The organism is Achromobacter sp. KK8 (assembly GCF_054188005.1).
Genome location: NZ_CM135178.1, coordinates 1,353,134 through 1,376,324, shown reverse-complemented (window position 1 = coordinate 1,376,324; position 23,191 = coordinate 1,353,134). Strand labels below are relative to the sequence as shown.

General features: G+C 58.2%; 18 protein-coding genes. 15 read left to right on the top strand and 3 right to left on the bottom strand.

The window, feature by feature from the left end; all coding sequences use genetic code 11:
• Positions 1 to 8 precede the first annotated feature (8 nt).
• On the bottom strand, positions 9 to 1,430 hold the full coding sequence (locus ACVN9Z_RS06335; protein WP_006389694.1) for an MFS transporter: 1,422 nt from the start codon (positions 1,428 to 1,430) through the stop codon (positions 9 to 11).
• Between the two features lie 33 nt (positions 1,431 to 1,463).
• Complete coding sequence (locus tag ACVN9Z_RS06330) at positions 1,464 to 2,033, bottom strand: SRPBCC family protein (RefSeq protein WP_006389695.1); 570 nt, start codon at positions 2,031 to 2,033, stop codon at positions 1,464 to 1,466.
• Positions 2,034 to 2,495: 462 nt separating this feature from the next.
• Between ACVN9Z_RS06330 and ACVN9Z_RS06325 the strand changes: the two genes are divergently transcribed.
• The 12 genes from ACVN9Z_RS06325 to ACVN9Z_RS06270 all read left to right on the top strand — a co-directional run bounded on the left by ACVN9Z_RS06325 (position 2,496) and on the right by ACVN9Z_RS06270 (position 18,038).
• Positions 2,496 to 3,623 (top strand): MraY family glycosyltransferase, encoded by a 1,128-nt coding sequence (locus ACVN9Z_RS06325; protein ID WP_458213258.1) that lies wholly within the window; start codon positions 2,496 to 2,498, stop codon positions 3,621 to 3,623.
• The gene (locus ACVN9Z_RS06320) at positions 3,620 to 4,735 is read left to right on the top strand and encodes a hypothetical protein (protein WP_458213257.1); all 1,116 of its coding nucleotides are present in this window, start codon (positions 3,620 to 3,622) and stop codon (positions 4,733 to 4,735) included. Before ACVN9Z_RS06325 ends, ACVN9Z_RS06320 begins: the two co-directional genes overlap by 4 nt.
• A gap of 35 nt (positions 4,736 to 4,770) precedes the next feature.
• Positions 4,771 to 5,487: a glycosyltransferase family 2 protein gene (locus tag ACVN9Z_RS06315; protein WP_458213256.1), complete on the top strand. Its 717-nt coding sequence runs from the start codon at positions 4,771 to 4,773 to the stop codon at positions 5,485 to 5,487.
• Between the two features lie 108 nt (positions 5,488 to 5,595).
• On the top strand, positions 5,596 to 6,354 hold the full coding sequence (locus ACVN9Z_RS06310; RefSeq protein WP_458213255.1) for an ABC transporter permease: 759 nt from the start codon (positions 5,596 to 5,598) through the stop codon (positions 6,352 to 6,354).
• Positions 6,344 to 7,648, top strand: a complete 1,305-nt coding sequence (locus ACVN9Z_RS06305; protein WP_458213254.1) for an ABC transporter ATP-binding protein — start codon at positions 6,344 to 6,346, stop codon at positions 7,646 to 7,648. Before ACVN9Z_RS06310 ends, ACVN9Z_RS06305 begins: the two co-directional genes overlap by 11 nt.
• Positions 7,645 to 8,625: a methyltransferase domain-containing protein gene (locus tag ACVN9Z_RS06300; RefSeq protein WP_458213253.1), complete on the top strand. Its 981-nt coding sequence runs from the start codon at positions 7,645 to 7,647 to the stop codon at positions 8,623 to 8,625. The genes ACVN9Z_RS06305 and ACVN9Z_RS06300 overlap by 4 nt, the downstream gene beginning before the upstream one ends.
• A 94-nt stretch (positions 8,626 to 8,719) precedes the next feature.
• Positions 8,720 to 9,907 (top strand): glycosyltransferase, encoded by a 1,188-nt coding sequence (locus tag ACVN9Z_RS06295; protein WP_458213252.1) that lies wholly within the window; start codon positions 8,720 to 8,722, stop codon positions 9,905 to 9,907.
• Between the two features lie 6 nt (positions 9,908 to 9,913).
• Complete coding sequence (glf, locus tag ACVN9Z_RS06290) at positions 9,914 to 11,086, top strand: UDP-galactopyranose mutase (protein ID WP_458213251.1); 1,173 nt, start codon at positions 9,914 to 9,916, stop codon at positions 11,084 to 11,086.
• A gap of 2 nt (positions 11,087 to 11,088) precedes the next feature.
• Positions 11,089 to 12,174 (top strand): glycosyltransferase family 2 protein, encoded by a 1,086-nt coding sequence (locus tag ACVN9Z_RS06285; protein ID WP_458213250.1) that lies wholly within the window; start codon positions 11,089 to 11,091, stop codon positions 12,172 to 12,174.
• Between the two features lie 27 nt (positions 12,175 to 12,201).
• On the top strand, positions 12,202 to 13,242 hold the full coding sequence (gene galE / locus ACVN9Z_RS06280) for a UDP-glucose 4-epimerase GalE (protein WP_458213249.1): 1,041 nt from the start codon (positions 12,202 to 12,204) through the stop codon (positions 13,240 to 13,242).
• Between the two features lie 258 nt (positions 13,243 to 13,500).
• Positions 13,501 to 16,200, top strand: a complete 2,700-nt coding sequence (locus tag ACVN9Z_RS06275) for a glycosyltransferase (RefSeq protein ID WP_458213248.1) — start codon at positions 13,501 to 13,503, stop codon at positions 16,198 to 16,200.
• A gap of 236 nt (positions 16,201 to 16,436) precedes the next feature.
• Complete coding sequence (locus ACVN9Z_RS06270) at positions 16,437 to 18,038, top strand: LTA synthase family protein (protein WP_458213247.1); 1,602 nt, start codon at positions 16,437 to 16,439, stop codon at positions 18,036 to 18,038.
• Between the two features lie 49 nt (positions 18,039 to 18,087).
• Here the strand turns inward: ACVN9Z_RS06270 and wecB are convergent, their stop codons facing one another.
• A complete protein-coding gene (wecB, locus tag ACVN9Z_RS06265; RefSeq protein WP_458213246.1) occupies positions 18,088 to 19,209 on the bottom strand; it encodes a non-hydrolyzing UDP-N-acetylglucosamine 2-epimerase in 1,122 nt (373 codons plus the stop codon).
• 202 nt (positions 19,210 to 19,411) lie between these two features.
• Between wecB and ACVN9Z_RS06260 the strand changes: the two genes are divergently transcribed.
• From ACVN9Z_RS06260 to ACVN9Z_RS06250, 3 genes are read left to right on the top strand one after another with little or no spacing between them, the layout of a single operon-like run.
• Positions 19,412 to 20,806 carry a hypothetical protein gene (locus tag ACVN9Z_RS06260; RefSeq protein WP_458213245.1) on the top strand — a complete coding sequence of 465 codons (1,395 nt, stop codon included), beginning with the start codon at positions 19,412 to 19,414 and terminating at the stop codon, positions 20,804 to 20,806.
• A gap of 43 nt (positions 20,807 to 20,849) precedes the next feature.
• Positions 20,850 to 21,887, top strand: a complete 1,038-nt coding sequence (gene waaC / locus ACVN9Z_RS06255) for a lipopolysaccharide heptosyltransferase I (RefSeq protein ID WP_458213244.1) — start codon at positions 20,850 to 20,852, stop codon at positions 21,885 to 21,887.
• Positions 21,887 to 23,185 carry a 3-deoxy-D-manno-octulosonic acid transferase gene (locus ACVN9Z_RS06250; protein WP_110059247.1) on the top strand — a complete coding sequence of 433 codons (1,299 nt, stop codon included), beginning with the start codon at positions 21,887 to 21,889 and terminating at the stop codon, positions 23,183 to 23,185. The genes waaC and ACVN9Z_RS06250 overlap by 1 nt, the downstream gene beginning before the upstream one ends.
• The last annotated feature ends 6 nt before the right edge of the window (positions 23,186 to 23,191 follow it).

Sequence of the window (23,191 nt, the reverse complement as noted above, 5' to 3'; positions counted from 1 at the left end):
ATCCCGAATCAGGCCTGGTTCCGATTGGTGGCCAGGTTTTTCATCTTGACCCGATGCGCGAGTACCGCGCAGGTCAGGCACAGGACGATACACAACACCAGACCCGTGCGCACTCCGTTTAGTACCGTGCCGTGCGAGATCAGGATTCCGACCACGGCCGTGCCCAAGGCGCTGCCGATCGCGCGAGTGGTCTGGACCAGGGCCGAAGCCACGCCCACATCGCGCCGTTCGCTGAGCATCTGCATGAACAAGGTCAGGTTGGGTAACAGGAAGCCCAGCGCACAGCCGTTGACGAAGAACGCCGCCAGGATCCACCAGGCCGATGTGCCGGGGGAGATCAATAGCACCATCAACGTCCCCACCGCCAGCAGGCCGGCACCGAACACCATCAGGCGCTGCGGTTCCGTCTGGCGGGGGAACAGCCGGCCGTTGATGATGCTGCCCACCGAGATGGCCGCCACCAGCGGCGTCAGCAACAGACCGGCTTCGCTTGGCGTGTAGCCCAGTACCTGCTGCAGCAGCAAGGGGCTATAGAAAATCAGCACGAACATCACGGCGCCGACCGTCATGGCGGCGAGATTCAGCAACTGCGGTTCCCGACCCGCCAGCACGCGCAAGGGAAAGATCGGCGAGGCGACGCGGCGCTCGATGGGAATCAGCAGGGCGATGGCGGCGATCCCAGCCACTGCCAGTCCCAAGCCCATCGCCGGGTGGGCATGCTCCCCCTTTGCAAAACCCAGTTCCAACGCAGCCAGGGGCGCGCCCACCGCGACGACCAGCAGTACCGCGCCCAGCCAATCGATGCGCCGTTCGCCCGTGTGGATTGGCCGGATCCGCGGGAAATACTTGGCCAGCAGGAACAAGGCCACCGCCGCGGCAATCGGGGAAATGAAAAAAGCGGCACGCCAGCCCAGCGCCTGCGTTGCGGCGCCGCCCAGCACCGGGCCGATACCGCTGGCCATGGCAAAGGCGGCCGAGACCAGCGCCATCCACTTCACCCGTTGCTTGGCGTCGGGGAACAGATCCGCCGGGGCCGCGAAGGCCGTGGCGATCATCATGCCTCCGCCGATCCCTTGCAGGGTACGGAACAGGATCAGCTGGCCCATGCTCTGCGACAGGCCACAGGCGATGGAACCGAGCGCGATGATCAGCACCGACACCAGCATCAGGGGCTTGCGGCCGAACATATCGCCCAGACGGCCGAAGATCATGATGGATGCTGCGGTGGCCAGCAGGTAGCCGGTACCCACCCAGGCATACAGGGCCATGCCGTTCAGGGCCTCGGCCACGCGCGGCAGGGTGGTGCTGATGATGGTGGAATCGAAGGCCGCCAGCACGACGGTGGCGGCCACCCCGGCCATGCCCATCAGCAGGTCGCGGCGGGAGTGGGCGGGCTCTGGCGGGGGCGATGGAGGGGGCGGGGCGGTCATGCCGCCAAGGATATCACCGGCCCCAGCGGGTTTTTACTTATAGAACGCGTGATAGCTCCAGAACACGGCAATCACCAGCACCACCAGCGCCCAGGACCAGCGGGAGTTTGACAGGCCGCGCGGCTCGGGCTCGGGCGGCGGCGGGGGGGGCGCCAGACGCGGCTGGGCCGCCATGTAGTCGATGAAGGCGGTGAAGAATTTCTCGATGATCTTCTCGCCGGCCTTCAGGATGAGGCCTTCGCCGCATTCGGCCAGTTTGCCGCCTGTCATGCCGGCGACCGTGTAGGCGACCCGCGTGCCTTCGTCTTTGGTCGACAAGTTGACCTGTGCGGTGCCGATGGCCAGGCAGGCGGCGCGGCCCTTGCCTTCGAACACCAAGGTGCAACTGTTGGGCGGATCGACGTCCGAGAGCAGGATCTCGCCTTCGTAGTCGGTATCCAGGCCGGCGACCTTGGCCCGCAGCGTGACGGCGTACTCGGTGGGACTGCGCTGGGTGACTTCGACGCAGCCGGGGATGCACCGCTGCAGCACGGCGGGATCGGTCAACGCATCCCAAGTCTGGTGCTGGGTTGAAGGAATCCACTGGGCATCTGCAATGCGCATGGTTGTCTCCTTTTGGAAGCGTTATGACCCATTCTTGCGCTGATTGAGCTGTTTGGCTAGCCCATGTCGCCGGGAGCGTGGCGCAATATGTGGTTTTGTTGGTCCGCCGGATGTCGGTGCGACAAATGATTGCTATTGATTCTTCTTCGCGAAAACGCACCGAACTCGCGGGTGAGATAACGTCGTGCGGCGCGGTTGCAACGATCAACGGTATTCGGGTCGGGATGACGGCGAAAGGGGGCGGCGGTGGGCGGACGTTACGCTACTATAGCTGGTTGAACAGGAAAGCGATTCGAGGCAACTGCCTTGGCAGGCCGGCAGACGGCCGCGTTCAAGTTCATTGCCAATTGTCTCGTGGTTGGTGCCGATGTAAGCAGCGCTGGTTTGAGAGCGGCCAAAGTACTACGCCGTTACCAGAATTGTTATGCATAAAATCGTGCCACTTTATTGCTGGTGTACTCCATGCTTTATGTTTTAGTCGCATTCCTTATATCACTGGCCGTAACTCTATTACTCGTCCGATTCAATTCGCTGCATGGAAAGTATACAGCTGATCACGACGTAACCAGTGTCCAGAAATATCATGCACGACCCGTGCCACGGGTCGGCGGGATTTCCGTCGTCATCGCAATGTTCGGAATTTGGCTGCTGGCTGCTTTGCGCGAACCCACGCAAAGTACGGAATTGTTGACCTTGCTGGCAGTTGCCATGCCTGCGTTCCTGGGAGGACTGGCGGAAGATGTCACCAAACGCGTGCGCGTGTTGATCCGCCTCGGGCTTGCCATGCTTTCGGGGGCGGCGGCATATTATTTTTGTGGAGCGACGTTGACCCGGCTTGACATCATCGGTGTTGACTGGCTGCTGCAATTCGGCGCAATTTCATTGATCTGTACCATGATCGCGATTGCGGGTGCTGCAAACGCGATCAATATCATCGATGGCTATAACGGCTTGGCCGCTGTTATCAGCGCCATGATTTTTGCCGGATTCGCATACGTTTCTTATTATCTGGGTGATCGACTGCTGTTGATTGCCGCGGTTGGCATGATCGGTGCGATAGTAGGGTTTCTGGTCTGGAACTACCCTAGAGGGCTGATTTTTCTGGGCGATGGAGGCGCATATTTCATCGGGTTCATGATCGGGGTGATTTCGGTGCTGATGCTGGCGCGGCACCCGAACGTGTCCGCTTGGTTCCCGCTACTGCTCTGCATCTACCCGGTATTCGAAACGCTCTTCTCCATTTATCGCAAGAAATTTCTAAGAGGGCAGTCGCCCGGCATGCCGGATGGCGTGCATCTGCATATGCTCATCTACAAGCGCTTGGTGCGTTGGGCCGTGGGCTCCAGCGATGCTCGTCATAAAGTTCAGCGTAATGCAATGACCTCGCCCTATCTCTGGTTATTGACTTCGTTTGCGGTGATTCCGGCGGTGCTGTTCTGGCAAAACGAATATCTGCTGATGTTCTTCGTGGCTGCTTTTTCGGCGACCTATGTAATTCTTTATCGAAAACTCGTTTTGTTTCGCATGCCGAAATGGTTGGTCATAAAAAAACGGGCAGAGATTGTACGGCGGGGAATCAAGGACAAATGATTGTCTTCGCACGCTCGTACGTTGCCGATTTCGATGCCAGACTGGGTAAATATTTCAAGGCACTGGCGGATGCCGGTCTACCTTGCCACTTCATCGGGTGGAACAAAGATGGTTCAGTACGTGCCGAGGATGGTAGGCAGACCTTGTTTCCCCTTCGGGCGATGCTGGGTGGGGGCTGGCGTAATGCGCTCGCGCTGGTGCGCTGGAACATATTTCTGTTCCGCCAGCTTTGGCGCGTACGCCATGACTTGAAGATCGTGCATGCTGTTGATCTGGATTCCGCGTTCTGTAGTTGGTTGTTTTGTGCAATCGCTCGCAAACGATTGGTTTTCGATATTTACGACCAATACTCGGCGGTACGCAACATTTCCGGCGTGACCGGTCGTCTACTGGACATGCTGGAAGTATATATTGCTAAATCGGCGGATCTGACGCTGATCGTCAGCGAGGAGCGCTATGCCCAGCATGGCCTGTCCGCCGCGCAGGCCAACGTGCTGGTCCTGGAAAACGTGCCGGGCGAATTTGCGGGAGCGCAGCCGCTGGGGGAACGGGGGCGTCCGTGGAGAATCGGCTACTTTGGCGTGTTGGAGCCGCGAAATCGTGGGTTGGAGGACCTGCTCCATGTTTGCGGCGGACGCGATGATGTCGAGTTGCATGTGGCGGGATATGGCGGGCTGGAACAGGCCTTTGCCAAGGCCGCCGCGCAGCCCTCGACGAATGTCTGCTTCCACGGCGCGGTGTCAAGCGCGGATGGGCTGGCCTTGATGGCTGGTATGGATGTCGTTGTAGGGATGTACTACCTGACCGTGCCGAATCACTTGTATGCGTCGCCTAACAAATACTATGAACATCTGATGCTAGGGCGGGGTATGCTCACCACTGCCGGGACCCCCCCGGGCGTGAAGGTGGCGAATCAGGGGAGCGGCTGGGCAATATCGGAAGGTGCGCCGGCCATTGCGGCTTGGCTGGACGGTCTGGATGAAATCCAGATCCGCGAGGCCGCGCGTCAGGCGCGTCGCATATGGCAGGAAAAATATTCATCCTATTATGCCGGGCATTATAAGGGAGAGTATGTTCGCCGTATCGGTAAATTGCTCGGGAGTAAGAATTGATTTGTCGAGGGGAGGCGCCGTCGGTATCGATTGTGATGCCGGCCTATAATGCGCAGAGTTACATCAAGAGCGCCATTGACTCCGTCTTGGGACAGACTTTCCAGGATTGGGAGTTGCTTGTGGTTGACGATTCGTCGGTCGACGATACCGCGGAATATGTATTGTCCTACAAGGATGATCGAATCCGGTATTTGAAAAATCCGCGAAATCTCGGGGCGGCACAAACGCGCAATCGGGCGATCGATGCCGCGCGCGGCAGATATATCGCTTTCCTTGATAGCGACGATATCTGGCTGCCGTACAAGCTTGCCGCTCAGGTTGCGTTGCTCGACAGTGGCATGGCGATCAGCTATGGCGATTATGTGCGCATTTCGGAGGATGGCAGGCTGTTGGCGGGTGTCTCCGTCCCAGCCGTGCTGCGGTATGACGACATGCTCAAATCCAATTTCATTGGACACTTGACGGGCATATACAGCAAGGAGCGTCTGCCCGATCTGCGTTTCGAGGCGGGGGGGCACGAGGATTATGTGTTCTGGCTACGCGCAGTTAAAATCGCCGGCGAGATTCACGCCACTTTGCCGGGGACCCCGTTGGCGCAATACCGGGTTGTGAAGAATTCCCTGTCATCGAATAAAGGGAAGGCAATGCGGTGGCAGTGGAACATATATAGGAATGTTCTGAAACTCCCGGTTTTGCAGAGTTTTTATTATTTTTTGTTTTATATCTTCAATGCGCTCCGCAAGCGTTATTAATACAGGTTGGCCGTTGAATGAAAAAAGGTTCCGGTTATCGTGAGTAGTTCCCACAGACATCCCGCCTCACCCCTCTCTCTGTTCAAATCCCTGTTCAGGTACCGTACCTTGATCTGGGACCTGGTCAAGCGTGAGGTGGTTGGCCGCTACCGGGGCTCCGCTTTTGGTTTGTTGTGGTCATTCTTCAACCCGGTATTCATGCTGCTTGTATATACGTTCGTTTTCAGCGTTGTATTCAAGGCGCGTTGGCCTGGCGGCACGGAGTCGAAGACGGAGTTTGCTCTAGTTTTGTTCGCGGGGTTGATGCTCTTCAATTTTTTCGCCGAATGCATCAACCGCTCGCCATCGCTGATATTGGCGAACGTGAACTACGTGAAGAAGGTCGTGTTTCCGCTGGAGATTCTGCCCTGCGTCGCGCTTGGTTCGGCCCTCTTCCATTTGCTGATCAGCCTGGCGGTCTGGGTCACCTTTTATCTGATTTTCTATGGCATGCCTCATGCCACAATCTTGTTGTTTCCGGTCGTCGTTTTTCCGCTGATTATCCTGGTGCTGGGGGTCAGCTGGTTCCTGTCCGCGCTAGGGGTATTTCTGCGCGACGTGTCTCAATTCATAGGTATCGTAACGACCGTGCTGATGTTCATGTCGCCGATTTTCTATTCGGCAACGTCGCTGCCCGAGCGGTATCGGGATTTTCTGCATCTGAGCCCGCTGACCGCCGTTGTCGAACAGGCGCGTAATGTACTTTTCTGGGGAGTCGGGATCGACTGGCGCATCTGGTCGCTCTACACCATCGCCGCATGCCTGATCGCTATTCTTGGCTATGCGTGGTTCCAACGTACCCGGAAGGGGTTCGCCGATGTCCTCTGATTCTCTCGCGATCTCGGTCAAAAACCTGAGCAAGTGCTTCCATTTGTACGACAAACCACGTGACCGCCTGCTACAGATGTGCTCGTTCGGCCGTCGGCAGTATTATCGGGAGTTCTGGGCGCTGCGTGACTTGTCGTTCGATGTGATGCGCGGCGAAACGGTGGGCATCATCGGTCGCAACGGGTCTGGCAAATCCACGTTGCTGCAGATGATCTGCGGCACGTTGACACCGACGACCGGAAGCATCTGGACCAGTGGTCGCATCGCGGCGCTTCTGGAGCTGGGTGCAGGCTTCAATCCCGAGTTTACCGGCCGAGAGAATGTCTACCTAAACGCGTCCATCCTCGGGCTGACGAGGCGCGAGACCGACGAGCGCTTCGATGATATCGCCGCGTTCGCCGACATCGGTGCCTTCATCGACCAGCCCGTGAAGGTTTACTCCAGCGGTATGTATGTCCGGTTGGCGTTCGCGGTGGCGATCAACGCGACCCCGGAAGTGCTCATCGTCGACGAAGCGCTTGCGGTCGGTGACGCCCGCTTCCAGTACAAGTGCATGCGGCGCATCAAGGATATACAGAACGCAGGCGCGGCGGTATTGTTTGTCAGCCACGATGTCGGTTCGGTGCGCACGCTCTGCCAACGCGCCATCTGGTTGGACAAGGGCAACGTGCGCATGGCTGGGGAAGTGGCCAGTGTCACCAGCAAGTACGCCGAATTCATGTATCAGGGAGAGGACGGCGCTCCGGTGGAGGTCGAACCTCCCGTCGAAGAGGAAGTAGGAGAGGTTCTGTCCGATGGGATGGAGCCTGCCCAGGTAGCTTCGCATCTGGATGACAAACCTGCATCGCACTGGGGGTCGCAGATTGGGTTGATCAGTCACGCTGCGGTTCATACCGCAACCGGGGCGCGGAAGGATGTATTCGATTGGGGCGAGCGCCTGCGCGTGAAAATCGCGTTCCAGCCGCCAGCCGGGGTGGACCGCGACAAGGTCAGCGTCGCGTTTTCGATAAAGAACGAGAAGAGTGTTGATTTGTTCGTGGCCAGCACTCAGGAAAATCCGGCCCATGTCATTCCAGGCGATTGTTCCATGGTCGAGGTGGAGTTTGATTTCGACAATTACCTCGTACCCGGAAAATATGTGCTGGTTGCAGCATTGGAAGATACCAGTTCCGGTGCCATGGGATATTTCGAGTACATGGAGGGCGCGCACTATTTTTCAGTCGTCGCTTCGAGCAGGTACATGGGAGTTTTTCGTCCCAATGTGATTATTAAAATCGCTGGAGGGGAGCGATGAGCGATACCGATATCAATAGCCATGACTATTGGAATGGCCGGTTTGAAAAGGACTGGGAATCCAATATGGGCAAGGAGCAGTCCCGCTTTTTTGCAAAGGTCGCTTTGGAAAACTTGCCGCCCTGGATGCGCTCGACGGCGGGAAAGGGGGGGTGGACGATATGCGATTGGGGGTGTGCCCAGGGAGATGGTACCGATGTAATCGCCAGCTATTTTTCGCGTGAGCGCGTAATCGGTATTGATTTTGCAGAGTCTGCAGTGAAGAAGGCGCGGGATGCCTATCCGGGCATCCGCTTCGATGCGCAGGATTGGCTCGCTTCCGAAGCGGTGGGCGAGAAATTCAATTGCATTTTCTCTTCCAATACTCTGGAGCATTTTGAGGATCCGTTCAAGGTGTTGGCGACACTGTTCCAACGGGCCGAGCAATGCGTGGCGTTGGCGCTACCCTACCGCGAACTGGATCGCATACCCGAACATTTCTTTTCGTTTACGCCAGAGAATATCCCTCTGATCGCCCATCCGGACTGGATTCTGGTGCATGCACGCGCCGTGGACTGTCGTGAGATGAGTCCGACCTACTGGCATGGTGACCAGATCATTCTGGTCTACGCAAACCGGGCCTGGATTGAGTCGAGCAATCTGGTATTGGCCGACTGTTTTCTGAATGCGGGTATCGCAGATACTGTTGAGTCTCGGAACGCGAGAACGCTGGACTCCCTGCAGCAGGAAAATTCAAAGCTCAGTGATTTGATGATCGAAATCAAGGCGCGGCTGGACGAGCAGTCGAGGTTGCATGTTGATCTGCTGGACAAGCAGTCGAGATTGCAGGTCGAACTGCGGGATGAGAATCGGCAACTTGAGGCAGCCAACAAGGAACTGCTTGCCGAGTTGACAAAAATAAAGACCAGCAGTTCGTGGCGTATTACGAGTCCTCTCCGGCTGTTGGTCGGGGGGGTGCGCAAGATACTCAAAAATTGAGTATCGGGGAAAACGGTTCTGGTCGGGCGCGCCTTTGCAGGATGCGACACCTAGTAATTGGTTTGGTTAAATAAAAAATGTGCCGGCAGATTTCATGAAAAAGCTTAACGCATTCGGCGTATCTTGGTTTTTTGCGCCCTACGTGGGTTCGGCGGATATTGATTTTTTCAAGAGAATCAAGAATACCGATATTTCGTATGTGATCGTACAGGTGGCTCGCGACAAGCGCGATGAGCAAATCATGCGTTACTCGGGACCCGCGCATATTGAACGTATCGAGATCGACGCCGATCACAACAATCCCCGCACATCCGCGGCGCGCAGGGCGTTCGTGGAGGGTGTGCTGGCCGCATTCGAGAAATCGGATCGCGCTTTCGATTTCATCATTTCCCATTCGAATGAACTGATCAGCCACGAAGCTGCCGCGCGGATCAAGAAGAAACATCCTAACTTGCCTTGGATCGCCTATTTCGGGGATTTGTTTTCCCGGAATCCTTATATTTCCCACATGCCTGGCTATCCATTGGTGCAAGAGGATACGTTGATCGAACAGCAGACACTGAGAGACGCTGATATGATCATGCTCAACAATGAATATCAACGTGACTTGATGTTTGCTGGCGATATGGCAAAGCATGTAGGCAAGTCGATGGTGATACCGCATTGTTTCGATCCGGCGATGTATCAGAGCGATGTGAAAGGCGATAATGGGAAATTCATTTTTGCCCACCTCGGCACGCTTTATCACGTGAAACGTACGGCGACTCCCGTGTTGCAGGCGGTCGACCGGCTGCTGGAGATCTATCCGGAATACCGGGACAGGTTCGAAGTCCGCTTCTACGGTGGTTCGCCGTATCCGGCGGATCTTGAAATGCACAGGAATATGAGGTTTCGCGAGCACGTACGCTTCGAATCTCCTGTTTCCTATATGAGCAGCCTGCAGTTGATGCAACAAGCCGATGTGCTGTTGTTGATAGACGGAATGTTCAATGAGCAGGAGGACTCCCTCAGCGTCAATCCGTTCTTTCCCGGAAAGCTTGCAGACTACATGGGGGCAGGTAAACCGATTACCGCCGTGACCATGGCCGCGGGACCCACGGCGGATATCCTGTCCAGAAGCCGAAATCTGATCGCCGATCTGAGGACTGACCGCATTGCATACGTCATGAAACGGTATCTCGATGGCAAGGTTCAACCCGATTTCGCGGTTTACAAAGACTATTCGATCGATGTGATTGCGCCAAAGATGGAGCAAGCCATTCGGTCTATTGTGAAGAGCTAGAAGATCATGGATAAATACGATTTCATTATTGTTGGCGCCGGCTTTGCCGGTTCTATCCTGGCGGAGCGCCTGGCTTCGCAGAGAAAGAAGCGGATATTACTCATTGAACAGCGCGATCATATCGCTGGCAATATGTATGACTATGAGGATGAGCACGGCGTGCTCGTTCATAAGTACGGTCCGCATCTGTTCCGCACCAATAGCCCGCGCGTCCTGCAGTACATATCCCAATTCACGGATTGGCATCCGTACCAACACCGGGTATTGGCCAATGTCCAGGATCAGCTGGTGCCCGTGCCGTTCAATCTGACATCCCTGGAGCGTCTGCAGCCGGAAAAAGCCGAAGAACTCAAGGCGTTGCTAGTTGCGGAGTTTGGGATGGACGTGAAGGTTCCGGTATCGATCCTGCGCAAGCATGCGGATGCCCGCATCCGCGAATTCGGTGAGTTCGTGTTCGAGAACGTCTACCTTAATTACACGACCAAGCAGTGGGGCGACAAGCCGGAAAACCTGGATTTTGAGACCATTACTGCTCGAGTGCCGGTACATATTTCGTACGACGACCGCTATTTCCAGGAGACGCATCAGGCGCTTCCCAAGGATGGCTATACGAAAATGTTCGAGCGTATGCTGGCCAACCCGTTGATCGATATCAAGCTTGAAACCAAGGCGCGCGACGTCCTGTCGTTTGTCCCGGAAACTGGCGAAATCCTCTTCATGGGCGAGCCTTATGGTGGTGGAGTGATCTACACCGGGCCGATCGACGAGCTGTTCGACTATCGTTTCGGGGAATTGCCTTATCGTTCGCTGCGGTTCGATCTGGAAACTCACGATATGGATCTGTACCAGCCTTGTGCAACGGTAAATTATCCCAATACGCAGCTGTATACCCGGATCACGGAATACAAGCATTTGATGGCGCGGCCACCGAAGAAGACGACCATCATGAAGGAATACCCTCAGGCCTATGACCGGTTGGTGCCGGTGCAGAGTATCCCGTATTACCCCATTCCGAAAGACACAAATGCGGAGTTGTATGCAAAGTACTCGGAAGCCGCGAAGAATTATCCTGGCTTGAGGCTTGTGGGAAGATTGGCCGAATATCGTTACTATGATATGAATAATATCATCGAGCGGGCGCTGGATGTATTCGAAACGGAATTCAAGGGCGACGTCTAGAAATGAACCCCAAGGTAAGCATAGTTGTTCCGGTATACAACCTGGAGTTCTATATCGACCGTTGCCTGCGTTCCCTGGAAATGCAGACCCTGGACAATATAGAAGTGCTGGTGGTCAATGACGGTGGCACCGATGACAGCCAGTTGATCATTGACGAGTACGTGGCGCGGCGTCCAGACATATTCAAGCCCTTCATCAAGCCCAATGGCGGTCATGGAGCCGCCTGCAATTATGGGATCGACAGGGCCACCGGCGAATACATCACCATTGTCGATGGGGATGACTTCCTGGATCCGGATGCCGTTGAGTTCATGTATCACAAGGCGCAGGCCACCGGTGCCGACTTGCTGATAGGCAATCTGCTTTACTGTTATACCGGCAGCACAGCACCTTTCAAACCGCTGCCTTTCGATACCGATCGGGAGCTGAACGGGAGCGACCGTGACCTGTTGTACAAGAATTGGGCAACGCCGTGTGGCCGCTTGTACCACCGCTCCATCTTTGCTGATCCCGATGTCCGGTTGCTTGCCGGCGTGATATTCGCCGACGCGAATTTCGTGCCCAAGAGTTATCTGGTTGCCAAGAAAATATATTATGTCAATAAAGAACTGTACAACTACGATATTACGCGTCCAACCCAATCGATGAAGCAGACGGATAAGCGTATCCTGAATATCGTTCCGGTGCTCGAGGATATGTTAGCGTTCTATCGAAAGAAGGGGGCGTTCGAAAGCTATCGAACACAATTGATGTGGTACGTTTCGAGGCACTGTGCCGCTTGGATTACCAAGGTCAAGACTCTCCAGGGATACAGCCGCAGCCAGGCCCTACGAGAGATTTTCGCGGTCGTCGACAAAAACTTCGGTTCGGATTGGATCGAGAGCGGAATCATCAAAGAGTCGTTTGGTGTTCGACCTCAAAAAGGAATCACACTGGCGCGCAGGTTTCGCTACTACCCGATCGTCTGGTTCTGGAAGCTCGTTTCGGCATTGCAGCGGACTGATGGATTGATTGAACGCGCGCTCGGATTTCCGCTGAAGGTGTACCGCTATTCGAAGCGCCGTGCGCGCCGGTTCGTTGGGGGCTGACGCGGCTTCTTGCGTATGAGTTCCAAAATGAAAAAAACCATTTTCGTGACCGGCGGTGCGGGCTACATCGGGGTACATACTCTTGTGTGCCTCGTCGAAGCCGGATATCACGTCGTCGTTCTCGACAATTTCTCAAACAGCAGTCCGTTGGCGTTGGCTAGGGTCGAAAAGCTCACGGGCGCAAAAGTGAGGTTGCTGGAAGGTGACGTTCGCAACACCGAGATGCTGGAGCGATTCTTTGTGGAGCGCGCTGAGGCAGGGGAGCCCGTTAGCTGCGTGCTGCATCTGGCGGCTCTGAAGGCGGTGGGCGAGTCCGTCCGCCTGCCGCTGGAATACTACGACGTTAACGTCACGGGTACGCTGAGCCTGCTTGCCGCAATGCGGGCGGCAGGCATAGAAAAAATCGTTTTTAGTTCGTCGGCTACCGTTTATCAGCCTGGTGCGGACCTGCCTTACACGGAACGCCATCCCCTTGGCCCGTCCAACCCGTACGGACACAGCAAGGCCATGGTGGAGCAGGTACTCCAGGATTTCTGCGTGGCGAACGACGGATGTGCTGCGGTTGCGTTGCGATATTTCAATCCGATCGGAGCCCATCCTAGCGGCGAGATCGGAGACTACCCCCTCGGTGTACCCAACAATCTCTTTCCGTACATCACGCGCACCGCAATAGGCAGCCTCCCCGTTCTTCCAGTGTTCGGCGCGGATTACCCCACAGTGGATGGCACCGGCGTTCGCGACTACATACATGTGTCCGATCTGGCCACGGGTCATGTCAAGGCGATTGACTGGTTGTGCAATGGGGAGAACCGCGGCTTTCATTTGTTCAACCTGGGAACGGGGCGTGGGACTTCCGTGCTGGAATTGATCAAGGCCTTCGAGGCGGTGAATGGTATCGCGGTACCCTATGAAATCCGCGGTCGGCGAGTCGGCGACACCGCCGCAGCTTGGGCGGATGTGTCCGCGGCCAGACAGGTCCTGCAGTGGCATGCGGTGCATACCATCGAAGATATGTGCCGGGATGGCTGGCGCTGGCAGAGCAGCAATCCCACCGGATACACCTCGTAGCGCGCCGAGGATAGCGCTTGGCGCCGAACATGGCGTTACCGCAGATACCTAGAGGTTTTCCGGTCTGTGGCGGCCCAGGGAGGTATGCCGTCATTCCATACGGGTACATAGACTTCTCGATGGGAGGATGTAGGACGCTTCTCGCCCTGTCGTCAAAAAGCCAAGAGGTACAATCGCGCCGCCAGGCGGGTCCGCCAACCGCCTCGGCGCAGTATTTGTCACTATTTCCATTCATCTCCCTCTTAGATCGGTATCCAATTGAGCATTCGAGACCAGAACCCGGCCGGTAGCCCTACGGCGCCAGATGAGATAGTGGACTCCTCCGAGTCCGAAGGCGCGAACGCGGCGGCAATCCCGCGGGACCCGGGCACTGCCGGGGTCGAGGATGCACTGCGAGTTGAACTGGGCCGTGCTCGGGTCAGGATTTCGGAACTGGAAGGCCGCCTGCAGCAAGTCGAAGCGAAGCAGGTCAGGAAAGTCGTGTCCGAGCTTAGCGCTATCCAGAAACTCAAGCGGCGGGTACTGTCCATGCGGGGTGGCTGGCGACTACAGGCCGCTTGGTGGCGCTTGCAGCGGGTCAGGCGAGCATTCAAGGGAAGAAATGTCTTGCGTTCGGCCCATGCGGACGCAGAACGCGCGGCCGTGGAGGCTGCGACGAGGGATCAAAACGCATATCGGGACCACACTCGGGGGCAGGCCGGTTTCGTTCGCTATCACATGCAAAACCCGTCCAGGCAGAACCGGCGTGAGATTCTTAGCCTGCTGGCCAGGCATCCCGGTAGAAAGGGAGTTGTGCTGTGTCCGGTAGCGTACGATCTGGCGCTGAAGCAGCGGCCGGATCATATCGTGGCAGAGTTCGAGAAGGATGGTTATCTATGCATCCAGCTCGTAATCAACAACGATCCGCCTGTGCTGCGCAGAATCAGCGATAGGCGCTACGTCTCGAACATGATCGGCGAATTTTTTGCGGTGATGCAGGACAAGGCATACGTCTTGTATCTGCACTGGCCAGGATTCCAACATTGCGTCGAACTGGCTCCCAAGGCGCTCGTCGTCTATGACGTTCTCGACAATCTGGACGTATTCGCAAATCCGTCGGAACTCATGCGAGTTGATCATCGGGCGTTGCTGGGGAGGGCGGATATCACGCTGTTCTCGGCTCAGAGGTTGCTGGATATCAATAAGCAGTTCACCTCGCATAGCCTGCTTTACGAAAACGGAGTCTATGTCGAGGATTTCACCAACGGTGTACGTGAGCGATGCCCGGTACCTGCCGGCTCGCGCATCAAGGATCCTGGAATCACTGTTGTCGGCTATCACGGAGTGATTTCTGAACTTATCGATTTCGATCTGTTGGATCGCCTTATCGCCCTGCCGGACCTTGTGCTGCTGTTTGTGGGGCCGATTGCAGCGTTTGTGCCGGAGAATCTGGAGGAAGTGAAGCGGCGCATGGCACGCCTGCAGGAGTCGAGCGATCGATTCATCCATCTTGGTCCGAAAAACTATGCCGACTTGAAGCATTACCTGGCATGGGTCGATGTCGGTATCGTTCCCTTCATCGTGAACGAGAAGACGGATTCCGTTTCTCCCCTCAAGCTGTTCGAGTATCTGGCAGCGGGTAAACCGGTGGTAGGCACGCCGACGCGCACGATGCTCACCTACAAGGAAGCAATCATTGTTGCCGAGGGCGACGAGTATGTGCGGGCGATCGCCAGCGGCTTATGGAAGACGGCTTATACAGATGCCTCGGCCCGATTGGCAAAAGCCCACGGCTGGGGCGAACTGCATCGGCCGTTGCGCGAATTCGTGGCTGACAGTGCCGTGGCGTCAAAGCCACTGGCCGCGCCCAGGCGCCGACCCAAAGTCGATATCGTCAACATGAATTTCTACGACTGGCATGGCGAGGTGCTATTCAAGGGTGGTGCCGAGCGCTATGTATACGACCTGGCTGTTCTGTTGAACGAGATGGGCTGCGACGTGCGCATTCTTCAAAATTCATACGAATTCTTCCGCCGCACATTCAAGGGCATCACGGTCGTCGGAATCGCCGCCACCCCCGACTTCAACTTCGAAGTGTTGTCCCAGGCGTATGCGAATTTCTGCGAAGAAAGTGATGTGATCATTGCCTCGCCAGCGGAACTCGCGTGTCGCCTGCCGCAGGGCAAGAAGGTGCTTTCGATCAACCATGGCATCCACTGGGATTCGCGACTCAATCGTCTTGAGAATTTCGACCGCTCTCGTTACAACCTTATCTTGGATGCCGTGCGGAACAGTGATGGCTGCGTGTGCGTGGATACGAATTTCATCAATTGGATGAGAACATACGATTGGCAATTGGCCAATTCGCTGTCCTACGTGCCTAATTACGTGGACCTGACGCAATTCAAACCGTACGAAAAAGACTTCGAGACCGAACCGCTTTGCTTTCTCTATCCGCGGCGTCTGTATGAGCCCCGCGGACTGTACGTGACGATCGACGCATTCGACGCACTGTTCGACCGCCATGACAATATCCGCTTGGTCTTCTGCGGCCAGGCGGTAGGTGACGACGCCGTGGCGACCGAGGCTTTCCTGGCTCGTCATCCGGACCGGGTGACTTGGATAGAGCATGACATGGAACACATGCATCTGGCGTATGTCGACAGCCATGTCGTGCTGGTGCCTACCACTGCATCCGAGGGTACGTCGCTGTCATGCATCGAGGCGCTTGCGACGAACAATGCCGTGATCTCCACCAATGTCGGCGGTTTGCCCAATCTGATCGTCGATGGGTACAACGGTTTGTTGATCCGGCCCAGTGTCTGGGATCTGGTACAGGCGGTGGAGCGTTTGATCTGTGATCGCAGCCTCGTCGCAAGACTGGCCGCGAACGGGCAGCTCACGGCCAAGGCATTTTCCAAGGACGAGTGGGATCGTCGGTGGAGGGAAGTCATAGACACTGTTGTGTTCGCCGACTGAATCTTCTCGGTGGCCGAAGACACCGCGCCCAGATCCGGGGCGGTGTCATTTTCTTGAAACTGTCCTAGGCGCCGGGACCATCAGACCGTTCCGGCCGACCTCTAGTGTTAAAAAAACAATCATTTTCGCCAAGATCCACTCTGGTGGAGATTGCGTCGTTCCTCGCATATCTCCTGCTCTTGTTGTGGCTGTTGTGCGCATATGCCGAATTTGGCCTGTACCGTTCGGAACTACGCATGGCGGCGCTTGCCGTCGCGCTATCGCCGGCGGCCATGGTGTATCTGCTGCTTCGATTGCTGGTCGGGGTAGCGGCAGCGTTCGCGGGCGGCGTCGGATTGGCGGCTTTGTTGGTGGGTATCAATCACACCAAAACGGCATTTACCGGCATGCCGCTGTCATGGGGGGACCTCGCTACGACACAGAACGTATCGATCGTTCTGGCATATCTGAGCTGGTGGCAGATCGTTCTGGTCGTGGTGGCGGGACTGGCTGTTGTCTTGCTGGTCGGGCTGGCGATAAGGCATGCGCAAGCGAGAGCAACTTGGTTTGGCCGCCTGGCAACGATAGGATTGCTGGTGGTGATCGCACCCGTCGCATTGCAACCTTATCTTCCCGAAACTCCATGGAACGCCAATTACAGGGTGGGTGCGTTGCTTGAGCGGGAGGGCATTGCCTATTCCCCTGGAGATTGGCGCGGCAACGTCAGCGCCAACGGCCTGTTTGTCCATCTGGTGCAAACCAGTCGCAGGCCGGTTCCCGCACAGTTGTCCGATAGTGAATGGGCGATGCTGGAATCCATACCGGAAGCGCCTCCCGTGGAGCGTCGGCCCCAGCATATTTTTTTCATCCTGTGCGAGGCCTGTTGGCACGATGGCAACAATTTCCAGGATGCGTTCGAGCCAATGCGGAGGCTGGGATTTCTGCCTTTGCGGGGTATTTCTCCCGCGTACGGCGGCGGGACTGTGAACGCATCGTTTGAAATGCTGACCGCCATGCCTTCGCGCGGCGCGCTGACGGGAGTCGTGTATCAGGAGTACGGTCTGGTCATGTCTTCCAAAGCGCGTACGCTGGCGTCTGCGCTGAAGGAGAAGGGCTACGATACCTATGCGCTTCACAACTTCACGAGAACATTCTGGCTGAGGAATATCGTCCTGCGTAAATTTGGATTTGACGAGTTCATCGGCCTGGAGGACATGGGGTATGACGGTCCGGGGCCTTTTCCCAAGGACAAGATCCTGTACAACCGCGTGTTGGATATCCTGAAGAAAGATGCCGATAAGAAGGCGTTTTTTAACCTGGAGACCGTATACACGCACTGGCCGTATCCATTCAAGGGCGATTCTGGTGAAGGTGATTACCATCGACGCCTGACGAAAGCGATCGCTGATTTGGCGAAATTCGTCGAGGCCGTACGCGAGATTTCCCCCGATGCGATGTTCGTTGTATATGGCGATCACAAACCCGCCCTGACGAAGTTCTTTTACGAGAAAGGCGTGCTGCCGGCTGACATGTTTGCCCACACCGGCGCGGATGCCGAAGATTTCGTCTTCAAGCGATTCCTGGACCAAAACGTGTTGGGCGATGTCCCTGTATGGGTTGGCGGTGGCAGCCGGGACGGCGAGGAATTGAAGAAGATGCAGCGGCTGGCCGACCACAAGCCTTTCTACTGCATTTCAGCGATCTTTGACCAGTTGTTCCTGGACTCGCAGAATCCCGCGTCACGGTATGCGCAGCATTACATCTGCGACGCGTATGACACTGATTATCTGTTGAGCACCGCCAAGATGCCGGCCTGGATATATTCGGCGATGCTGTTTCATCCCCTGCAGGGGGAATAGACGGAGGGCCCGTCGAAGGGCGCTTAAACCCCCCGACGGTACGCCGCGATCAGTGGCGCGCTAGCAGCGACTGCACGATGCGTTCGCTGGACTTGCCATCGCCGTAGGGGTTATGCGAGAAGCTCATCTTCTCGTATTCCTTGACGTCGGAAAGCAACAGTCTGAGCTGGCTAGTGATAAGGGCTACGTCCGTACCGACCAGGCGCACCGTACCGGCCGCGACCGCCTCGGGCCGCTCAGTCGTGTCACGCATTACCAGAACGGGTTTGCCTAGTGAAGGCGCTTCCTCCTGGATGCCGCCGGAGTCCGTCAGGATGATATAGGACCGCGTCATGAGATAGACAAAGGGCAGGTAGTCCAATGGCTCGACCAGGAAAACATTCTTGAGGTGGCTGAGGAGGCGTGTGACTGGTTCGCGGACGTTCGGGTTCAAGTGCACGGGGTACACAAAATCCTCATTCGGGAACTCTTTTGCGGCTGCGGCGATGGCCTCACAGATACGCTCGAATCCGGCGCCGAAGCTTTCACGCCGATGACCCGTAATTAAGACTACGCGGCGGTCGGTTTGCAGGTAGGGGAAACCAGCAGCGAGGTTTTGCTTCAAGGCGGCATCGTTGTTCACCTTGTGCGTGATAGCCAGCAACGCGTCGATCACGGTATTGCCGGTCACCAGGACGTTGCTTTCCGGCACTCCTTCACGCAGCAGATTGGCCTTGGAGGTTTCAGTGGGCGCGAAATGGAGTTGCGCCAGCGCGCCGGTCAGTTTGCGGTTGGCTTCTTCGGGCCACGGCGAATAGATATCGCCGGTACGCAGCCCGGCCTCCACGTGGCCGACGGGGATCTTCTGGTAGTAGGCGGCCAGCGTGGCGGCGAAGGTGGTTGCGGTGTCGCCATGGACCAGCACGTAGTCAGGCTGGAACTGCTGCAATACGCCTTGCATGCCAGTGAGGATGCCGGTCGTCACGGCGGTCATGTCCTGGCCCGGCTTCATGATGTTCAGGTCGAAGTCCGGCGTGATCTCGAATAGCGCCAGCACCTGGTCAAGCATTTCGCGATGCTGGGCCGTGACGCACACCTTGGATTCGATCGCCGCATTGCTCGCGAGTGCATGAACCAGCGGCGCCATCTTGATGGCTTCGGGACGAGTACCGAAAACGGTGAGGATTTTCATTGTTCAGCAGAATAAGTAACGGAGGTATATGCCACGGATGGAAAACGTGATGCGCTCGGTCACCCCGGGGGGCGAGCGGCATATGGCATGCAGCATGTAACGATAGCAAGAAATACCGTAAAATTGCGCCGCTTCGCCGCTGCGTCTTCGGACGCTTCATGGCCGCGCTTGCCAGCGGCGTACTGGTCTGGGAATAGCTGATATGCGCTTGCCGCAAGTGGGAGTCGGTCGAATTGCTGCTGCGTTTCTGGCGATTGCGGCTTTTTTTGGCATTGCCGCGATGTTCCGCCCGGAACCGGTGTCTGACTTCCTGTACTACTGGATGGTCGCCGACGCTCCCGCCCTGTACCACAAAGGTGGCGTGGTGGGCGAGTTGTTCGGCCCCATCAAGGGCGCGGCGATTGCGCCTTACTGGGGCGCCGCCTTGCTTAATGCGTGTTTTGCCGTTGCCGCGATCTTTGCGGTGGTGCCCGCGACCAAGGCGGCGGGATCGCGCGCGAACATGGCTTCCGTGCTCGGCGCCCTTGTCGTGGTGCTCGCCATCTTGGCGGCCGCGCCAGCGGCTGCGCTTGTCGCCACTGATCTGATGGCATTCAATACTTTTGTAGTGGGTATGAGCCTGCTGGTACGCGCCGCGCCTATGGCGCAGCGGTGGCCCGTGGCTGTCGCGGCAATGCTGATTCTAGCGGTGAGCGCATCGCTACGGCCGATCTACGCGCCCGTCATGCTGATTTCGGCGGTCGTTCTTGCGTCGATGCGGTATGCCCTGGTCGGGGCCTTTGCAGGGCGGAGTCGCTGGAAAGACTGGCTGTACGCCGCGGGATTGGGTGTCATGCTGGTGATCGGAGGATTGCTCGTGGCCAATCTGGTCGAGCGTGGCCTGCTGGGCCAATCCCGCATGAGCCAATATGCGCCTGGGGTAGTCCGCGCCGTGGTGGCTATTGGTCATGACATCGGTGACGGCAGGGAGACTTGCGCCAGTTGGTCGGAGACGCGGGCCCGGTTTGGCCTGGAGCGCAGGGCGGAGCCCCTGATTCCCTTCATCCTCGAGCGCCAGCGCGAAGTGGGGTGGAGAAATCTGCCGGCGCTTTATCTCTGCAAGGTTTCTCGCCTGTTGCAATTTCGGGATTGGTTCGCTGCCTGGTTGAAGGGGTCGCGGTTATATAGCCAGGACCAGATATTGGCTGACAGCATGGGCGTCGATGTCGCGGTAGTAAACGAGGCGGCGCGTCGGAGTCATGTCGTCAGAACTGATGCCGCGCAGCAGGCTTATGATCTGCGCGCAGGGCGGCTTGCCCAGCTCTCAGCCTGGATCGGCGGCGTGCTGCAGGTCGCGATGCTGTCGTTCCTTATGACGGCCGCGGTGGCGCTCGGTCGTGCTCGATCGCCAAGGCTTGGCTGGTGCGCGCTGGGGGCGTCGTTGGTGCCAGCTCTTGCATTGATCGGCCTGCATGGCGTGTTTTTCGAGGTGCAGGCGCGCTACGCGTTTCCGATCTGGTTGCTGCCGCCGGTGTTCATGATGCTGATCCTTCGGCTTGCGGATGAGGGATCGGATGCCGCGTTGGCTCTCGATCCCGCTGCGGCGGATGTAGTGTAAATTCGCGAATTACCCGTTCCCGCTCAGCTTTTCACGTCTTTTGATGCCGACCCGGATTCTTATCGTTCGCACTTCGTCCCTGGGCGACCTTGTCCACATGCTGCCGGCAATCACCGATATTGCCAGGCATGTGCCCGACGCACAGATTGATTGGGTGGTCGAGGAAGCTTTCGCGGAGATCCCCTCGTGGCATCCCGCGGTCAACGAGATAATCAAGGTTGCGCACCGTCGTTGGCGCAAGTCGTGGTGGTCGGCGCAGGTCCGGGCGGAAAGACGGGCCTTGCGTGAACACTTGCGTGCGGTGCAATACGACGTCGTGCTGGATATGCAGGCGTTGCTGAAGTCGGCCTGGCTGGTACGCCAGGCCCGGGGTGAGCGTCACGGACTGGATTGGCGCTCCGCGCGCGAACCTCTGGCTTCCCTTTTTTATGACGTGCGTCACCGCGTGGAATTCTGGCAGCCGGCCGTTATTCGGCAGCGCAAGCTCGCCGGCCTGACTTTTGGATATCAGCACGCAGGGTTGCCCGATTTCGGTTTGCAGTCGTTTGTCCGACAGGAAGGACAAGTTGCCGATCCCGTGCACGAAGTACCCAGCGAGGGGGGGGGCGCCGCCGAAATACCGCGCCTGCACCACTTGGATACCGATCGCGGCTACGCGGTGATCATGCCGTCGGCCAGCCGCGACGACAAGCTGTGGCCCGAGGATGATTGGCGCGCCGTCTTCCGCCGGCTGCGCGACGCTGGCTGTGCGCTCAAGCTCCTGGCCGGCAACGAGCAGGAGGCCGAGCGCGCCCGGCTGCTGGTCGCCGGTATGGAGGACGTAGAAGTCATGCCGCGCATGGACCTGACCTCGGTCGCCCGGCTGCTGGCCGGCTCGCGTCTGATGATTGGCCTGGACAGCGGCCTGACCCACTTGTCGGCCGCGCTGGGCCGCCCCACCATCGGCATCTACCGCGCGTCCACTCCCGTGCGCACGCCGCTGGTCGGCTCGAACTACACCGCCAGCCTGGGCGATCGTGGCGCCTCGCCGTCGCGCGAGGCCGTCATGGCTTCGGTGGAGCAGGCGCTGGCCGCGCGCTGATGAACCGCGCCGTCTATACCCTCGGGTTGCGGGCGCTGGCGCCCCTGGTGTGGTTGTGGATGGCGCATCGCGCCAGGCGGGCCGGAGGTGAATGGGGCATTTTCTCTCCCGAGCGATTCGGCCGGGCCGTCTCGGGCGAGACCACCCCGAACAAAACCGGGACCGCCGGGGCGGGCGCGGCCCCGGTCTGGGTCCATGCCGTCAGCCTGGGTGAGACGCGCGCCGCGCTGCCGTTGCTGCAGGCCTTGCTGGCTCGCGGCCTGCCGGTGCTGCTGACCCACATTACCGCCACCGGCCGGGCCGAGGGCGCGCGGCTGTTCGCGGACGCAATCGCCCGAGGTCAATTGCGGCAAGCCTGGCTGCCCTACGATTTCCCCGGCGCCACGCGACGCTTCCTGGATGGCGCTACGCCGCGCTGCGGCATCCTGATCGAGCGTGAGATCTGGCCCAACCTGCTGGCGGCGGCGCGGCGCGCGAAGCTGCCGATGGCGCTGGTGAGCGCTCGGTTCTCGGAATCGTCGCTGCGGCAGGCTGGTCGTCTGGGGGGGGTCATGCGCGAGGCGCTGGCGGGGCTGGACCTGGTGCTGGCACAGACGGCGCCGGATGCCGAGCGGCTGGCTCGGGCCGGCGCGCCGCGTCCGGTGGTGTCCGGCAATCTGAAGTTCGACCTGACCCTGCCCGCGGCCCAGGTCGAGGCCGGACAGGGCTGGCGCGCCCGGCTGGGTCGTCCCGTGATCGCGCTGGCAAGCACGCGCGAAGGCGAGGATGCGCCGTTTATCGATGCCCTCAGGCGCCACGCCGCCACGCCCGGCGGGCCGCTGTTCCTGTTGATTCCACGCCATCCGCAGCGTTTCGACGAGGCCGCCGCGCTGTTGGAACAGGCCGGCCTGGACTACGTCCGGCGGTCGACGGGCCAGGAGCCGGCATTGCGCACCACGGTGTTGCTGGGCGACACGCTCGGCGAAATGGCGTTTTATTACGCGGCAGCCGATGTCGCTGTGGTGGCCGGCAGTTTTGCGCCGTTGGGGGGCCAGAACCTCATCGAAGCCTGCGCCGCCGGCGTGCCCGTCATCGTCGGGCCGCACACTTTCAACTTCCAGCAGGCCGCCAGCGACGCCATAGACGCCGGCGCGGCACAGCGCCAGCCCGATCCGGAGCAGGCCGTGGCGGCCGCGCTGGCACTGGTGGCCGATCCCGTTGCCAGACAGGCGGCCGGGGGCGCGGCGCGCGCGTGGTTTGCCAGCCATGCCGGCGCCACGGCGCGCACGATGGAGGCGCTGTCGCCCTGGTTGCGCTGAGACGCG

Excerpts from the sequence above, each read along its gene's own strand:
- ACVN9Z_RS06330 (WP_006389695.1), bottom strand. The coding sequence starts at position 2,033 with ATGCGCATTGCAGATGCCCAGTGGATTCCTTCAACCCAGCACCAGACT.
- ACVN9Z_RS06270 (WP_458213247.1), top strand. The coding sequence starts at position 16,437 with ATGGCGGCGCTTGCCGTCGCGCTATCGCCGGCGGCCATGGTGTATCTG.
- galE (WP_458213249.1), top strand. The coding sequence starts at position 12,202 with ATGAAAAAAACCATTTTCGTGACCGGCGGTGCGGGCTACATCGGGGTA.
- ACVN9Z_RS06250 (WP_110059247.1), top strand. The coding sequence starts at position 21,887 with ATGAACCGCGCCGTCTATACCCTCGGGTTGCGGGCGCTGGCGCCCCTG.
- wecB (WP_458213246.1), bottom strand. The coding sequence starts at position 19,209 with ATGAAAATCCTCACCGTTTTCGGTACTCGTCCCGAAGCCATCAAGATG.
- ACVN9Z_RS06300 (WP_458213253.1), top strand. The coding sequence starts at position 7,645 with ATGAGCGATACCGATATCAATAGCCATGACTATTGGAATGGCCGGTTT.
- ACVN9Z_RS06295 (WP_458213252.1), top strand. The coding sequence starts at position 8,720 with ATGAAAAAGCTTAACGCATTCGGCGTATCTTGGTTTTTTGCGCCCTAC.
- ACVN9Z_RS06320 (WP_458213257.1), top strand. The coding sequence starts at position 3,620 with ATGATTGTCTTCGCACGCTCGTACGTTGCCGATTTCGATGCCAGACTG.
- waaC (WP_458213244.1), top strand. The coding sequence starts at position 20,850 with ATGCCGACCCGGATTCTTATCGTTCGCACTTCGTCCCTGGGCGACCTT.
- ACVN9Z_RS06325 (WP_458213258.1), top strand. The coding sequence starts at position 2,496 with ATGCTTTATGTTTTAGTCGCATTCCTTATATCACTGGCCGTAACTCTA.
- ACVN9Z_RS06315 (WP_458213256.1), top strand. The coding sequence starts at position 4,771 with ATGCCGGCCTATAATGCGCAGAGTTACATCAAGAGCGCCATTGACTCC.
- ACVN9Z_RS06335 (WP_006389694.1), bottom strand. The coding sequence starts at position 1,430 with ATGACCGCCCCGCCCCCTCCATCGCCCCCGCCAGAGCCCGCCCACTCC.
- ACVN9Z_RS06260 (WP_458213245.1), top strand. The coding sequence starts at position 19,412 with ATGCGCTTGCCGCAAGTGGGAGTCGGTCGAATTGCTGCTGCGTTTCTG.
- ACVN9Z_RS06305 (WP_458213254.1), top strand. The coding sequence starts at position 6,344 with ATGTCCTCTGATTCTCTCGCGATCTCGGTCAAAAACCTGAGCAAGTGC.
- ACVN9Z_RS06285 (WP_458213250.1), top strand. The coding sequence starts at position 11,089 with ATGAACCCCAAGGTAAGCATAGTTGTTCCGGTATACAACCTGGAGTTC.
- glf (WP_458213251.1), top strand. The coding sequence starts at position 9,914 with ATGGATAAATACGATTTCATTATTGTTGGCGCCGGCTTTGCCGGTTCT.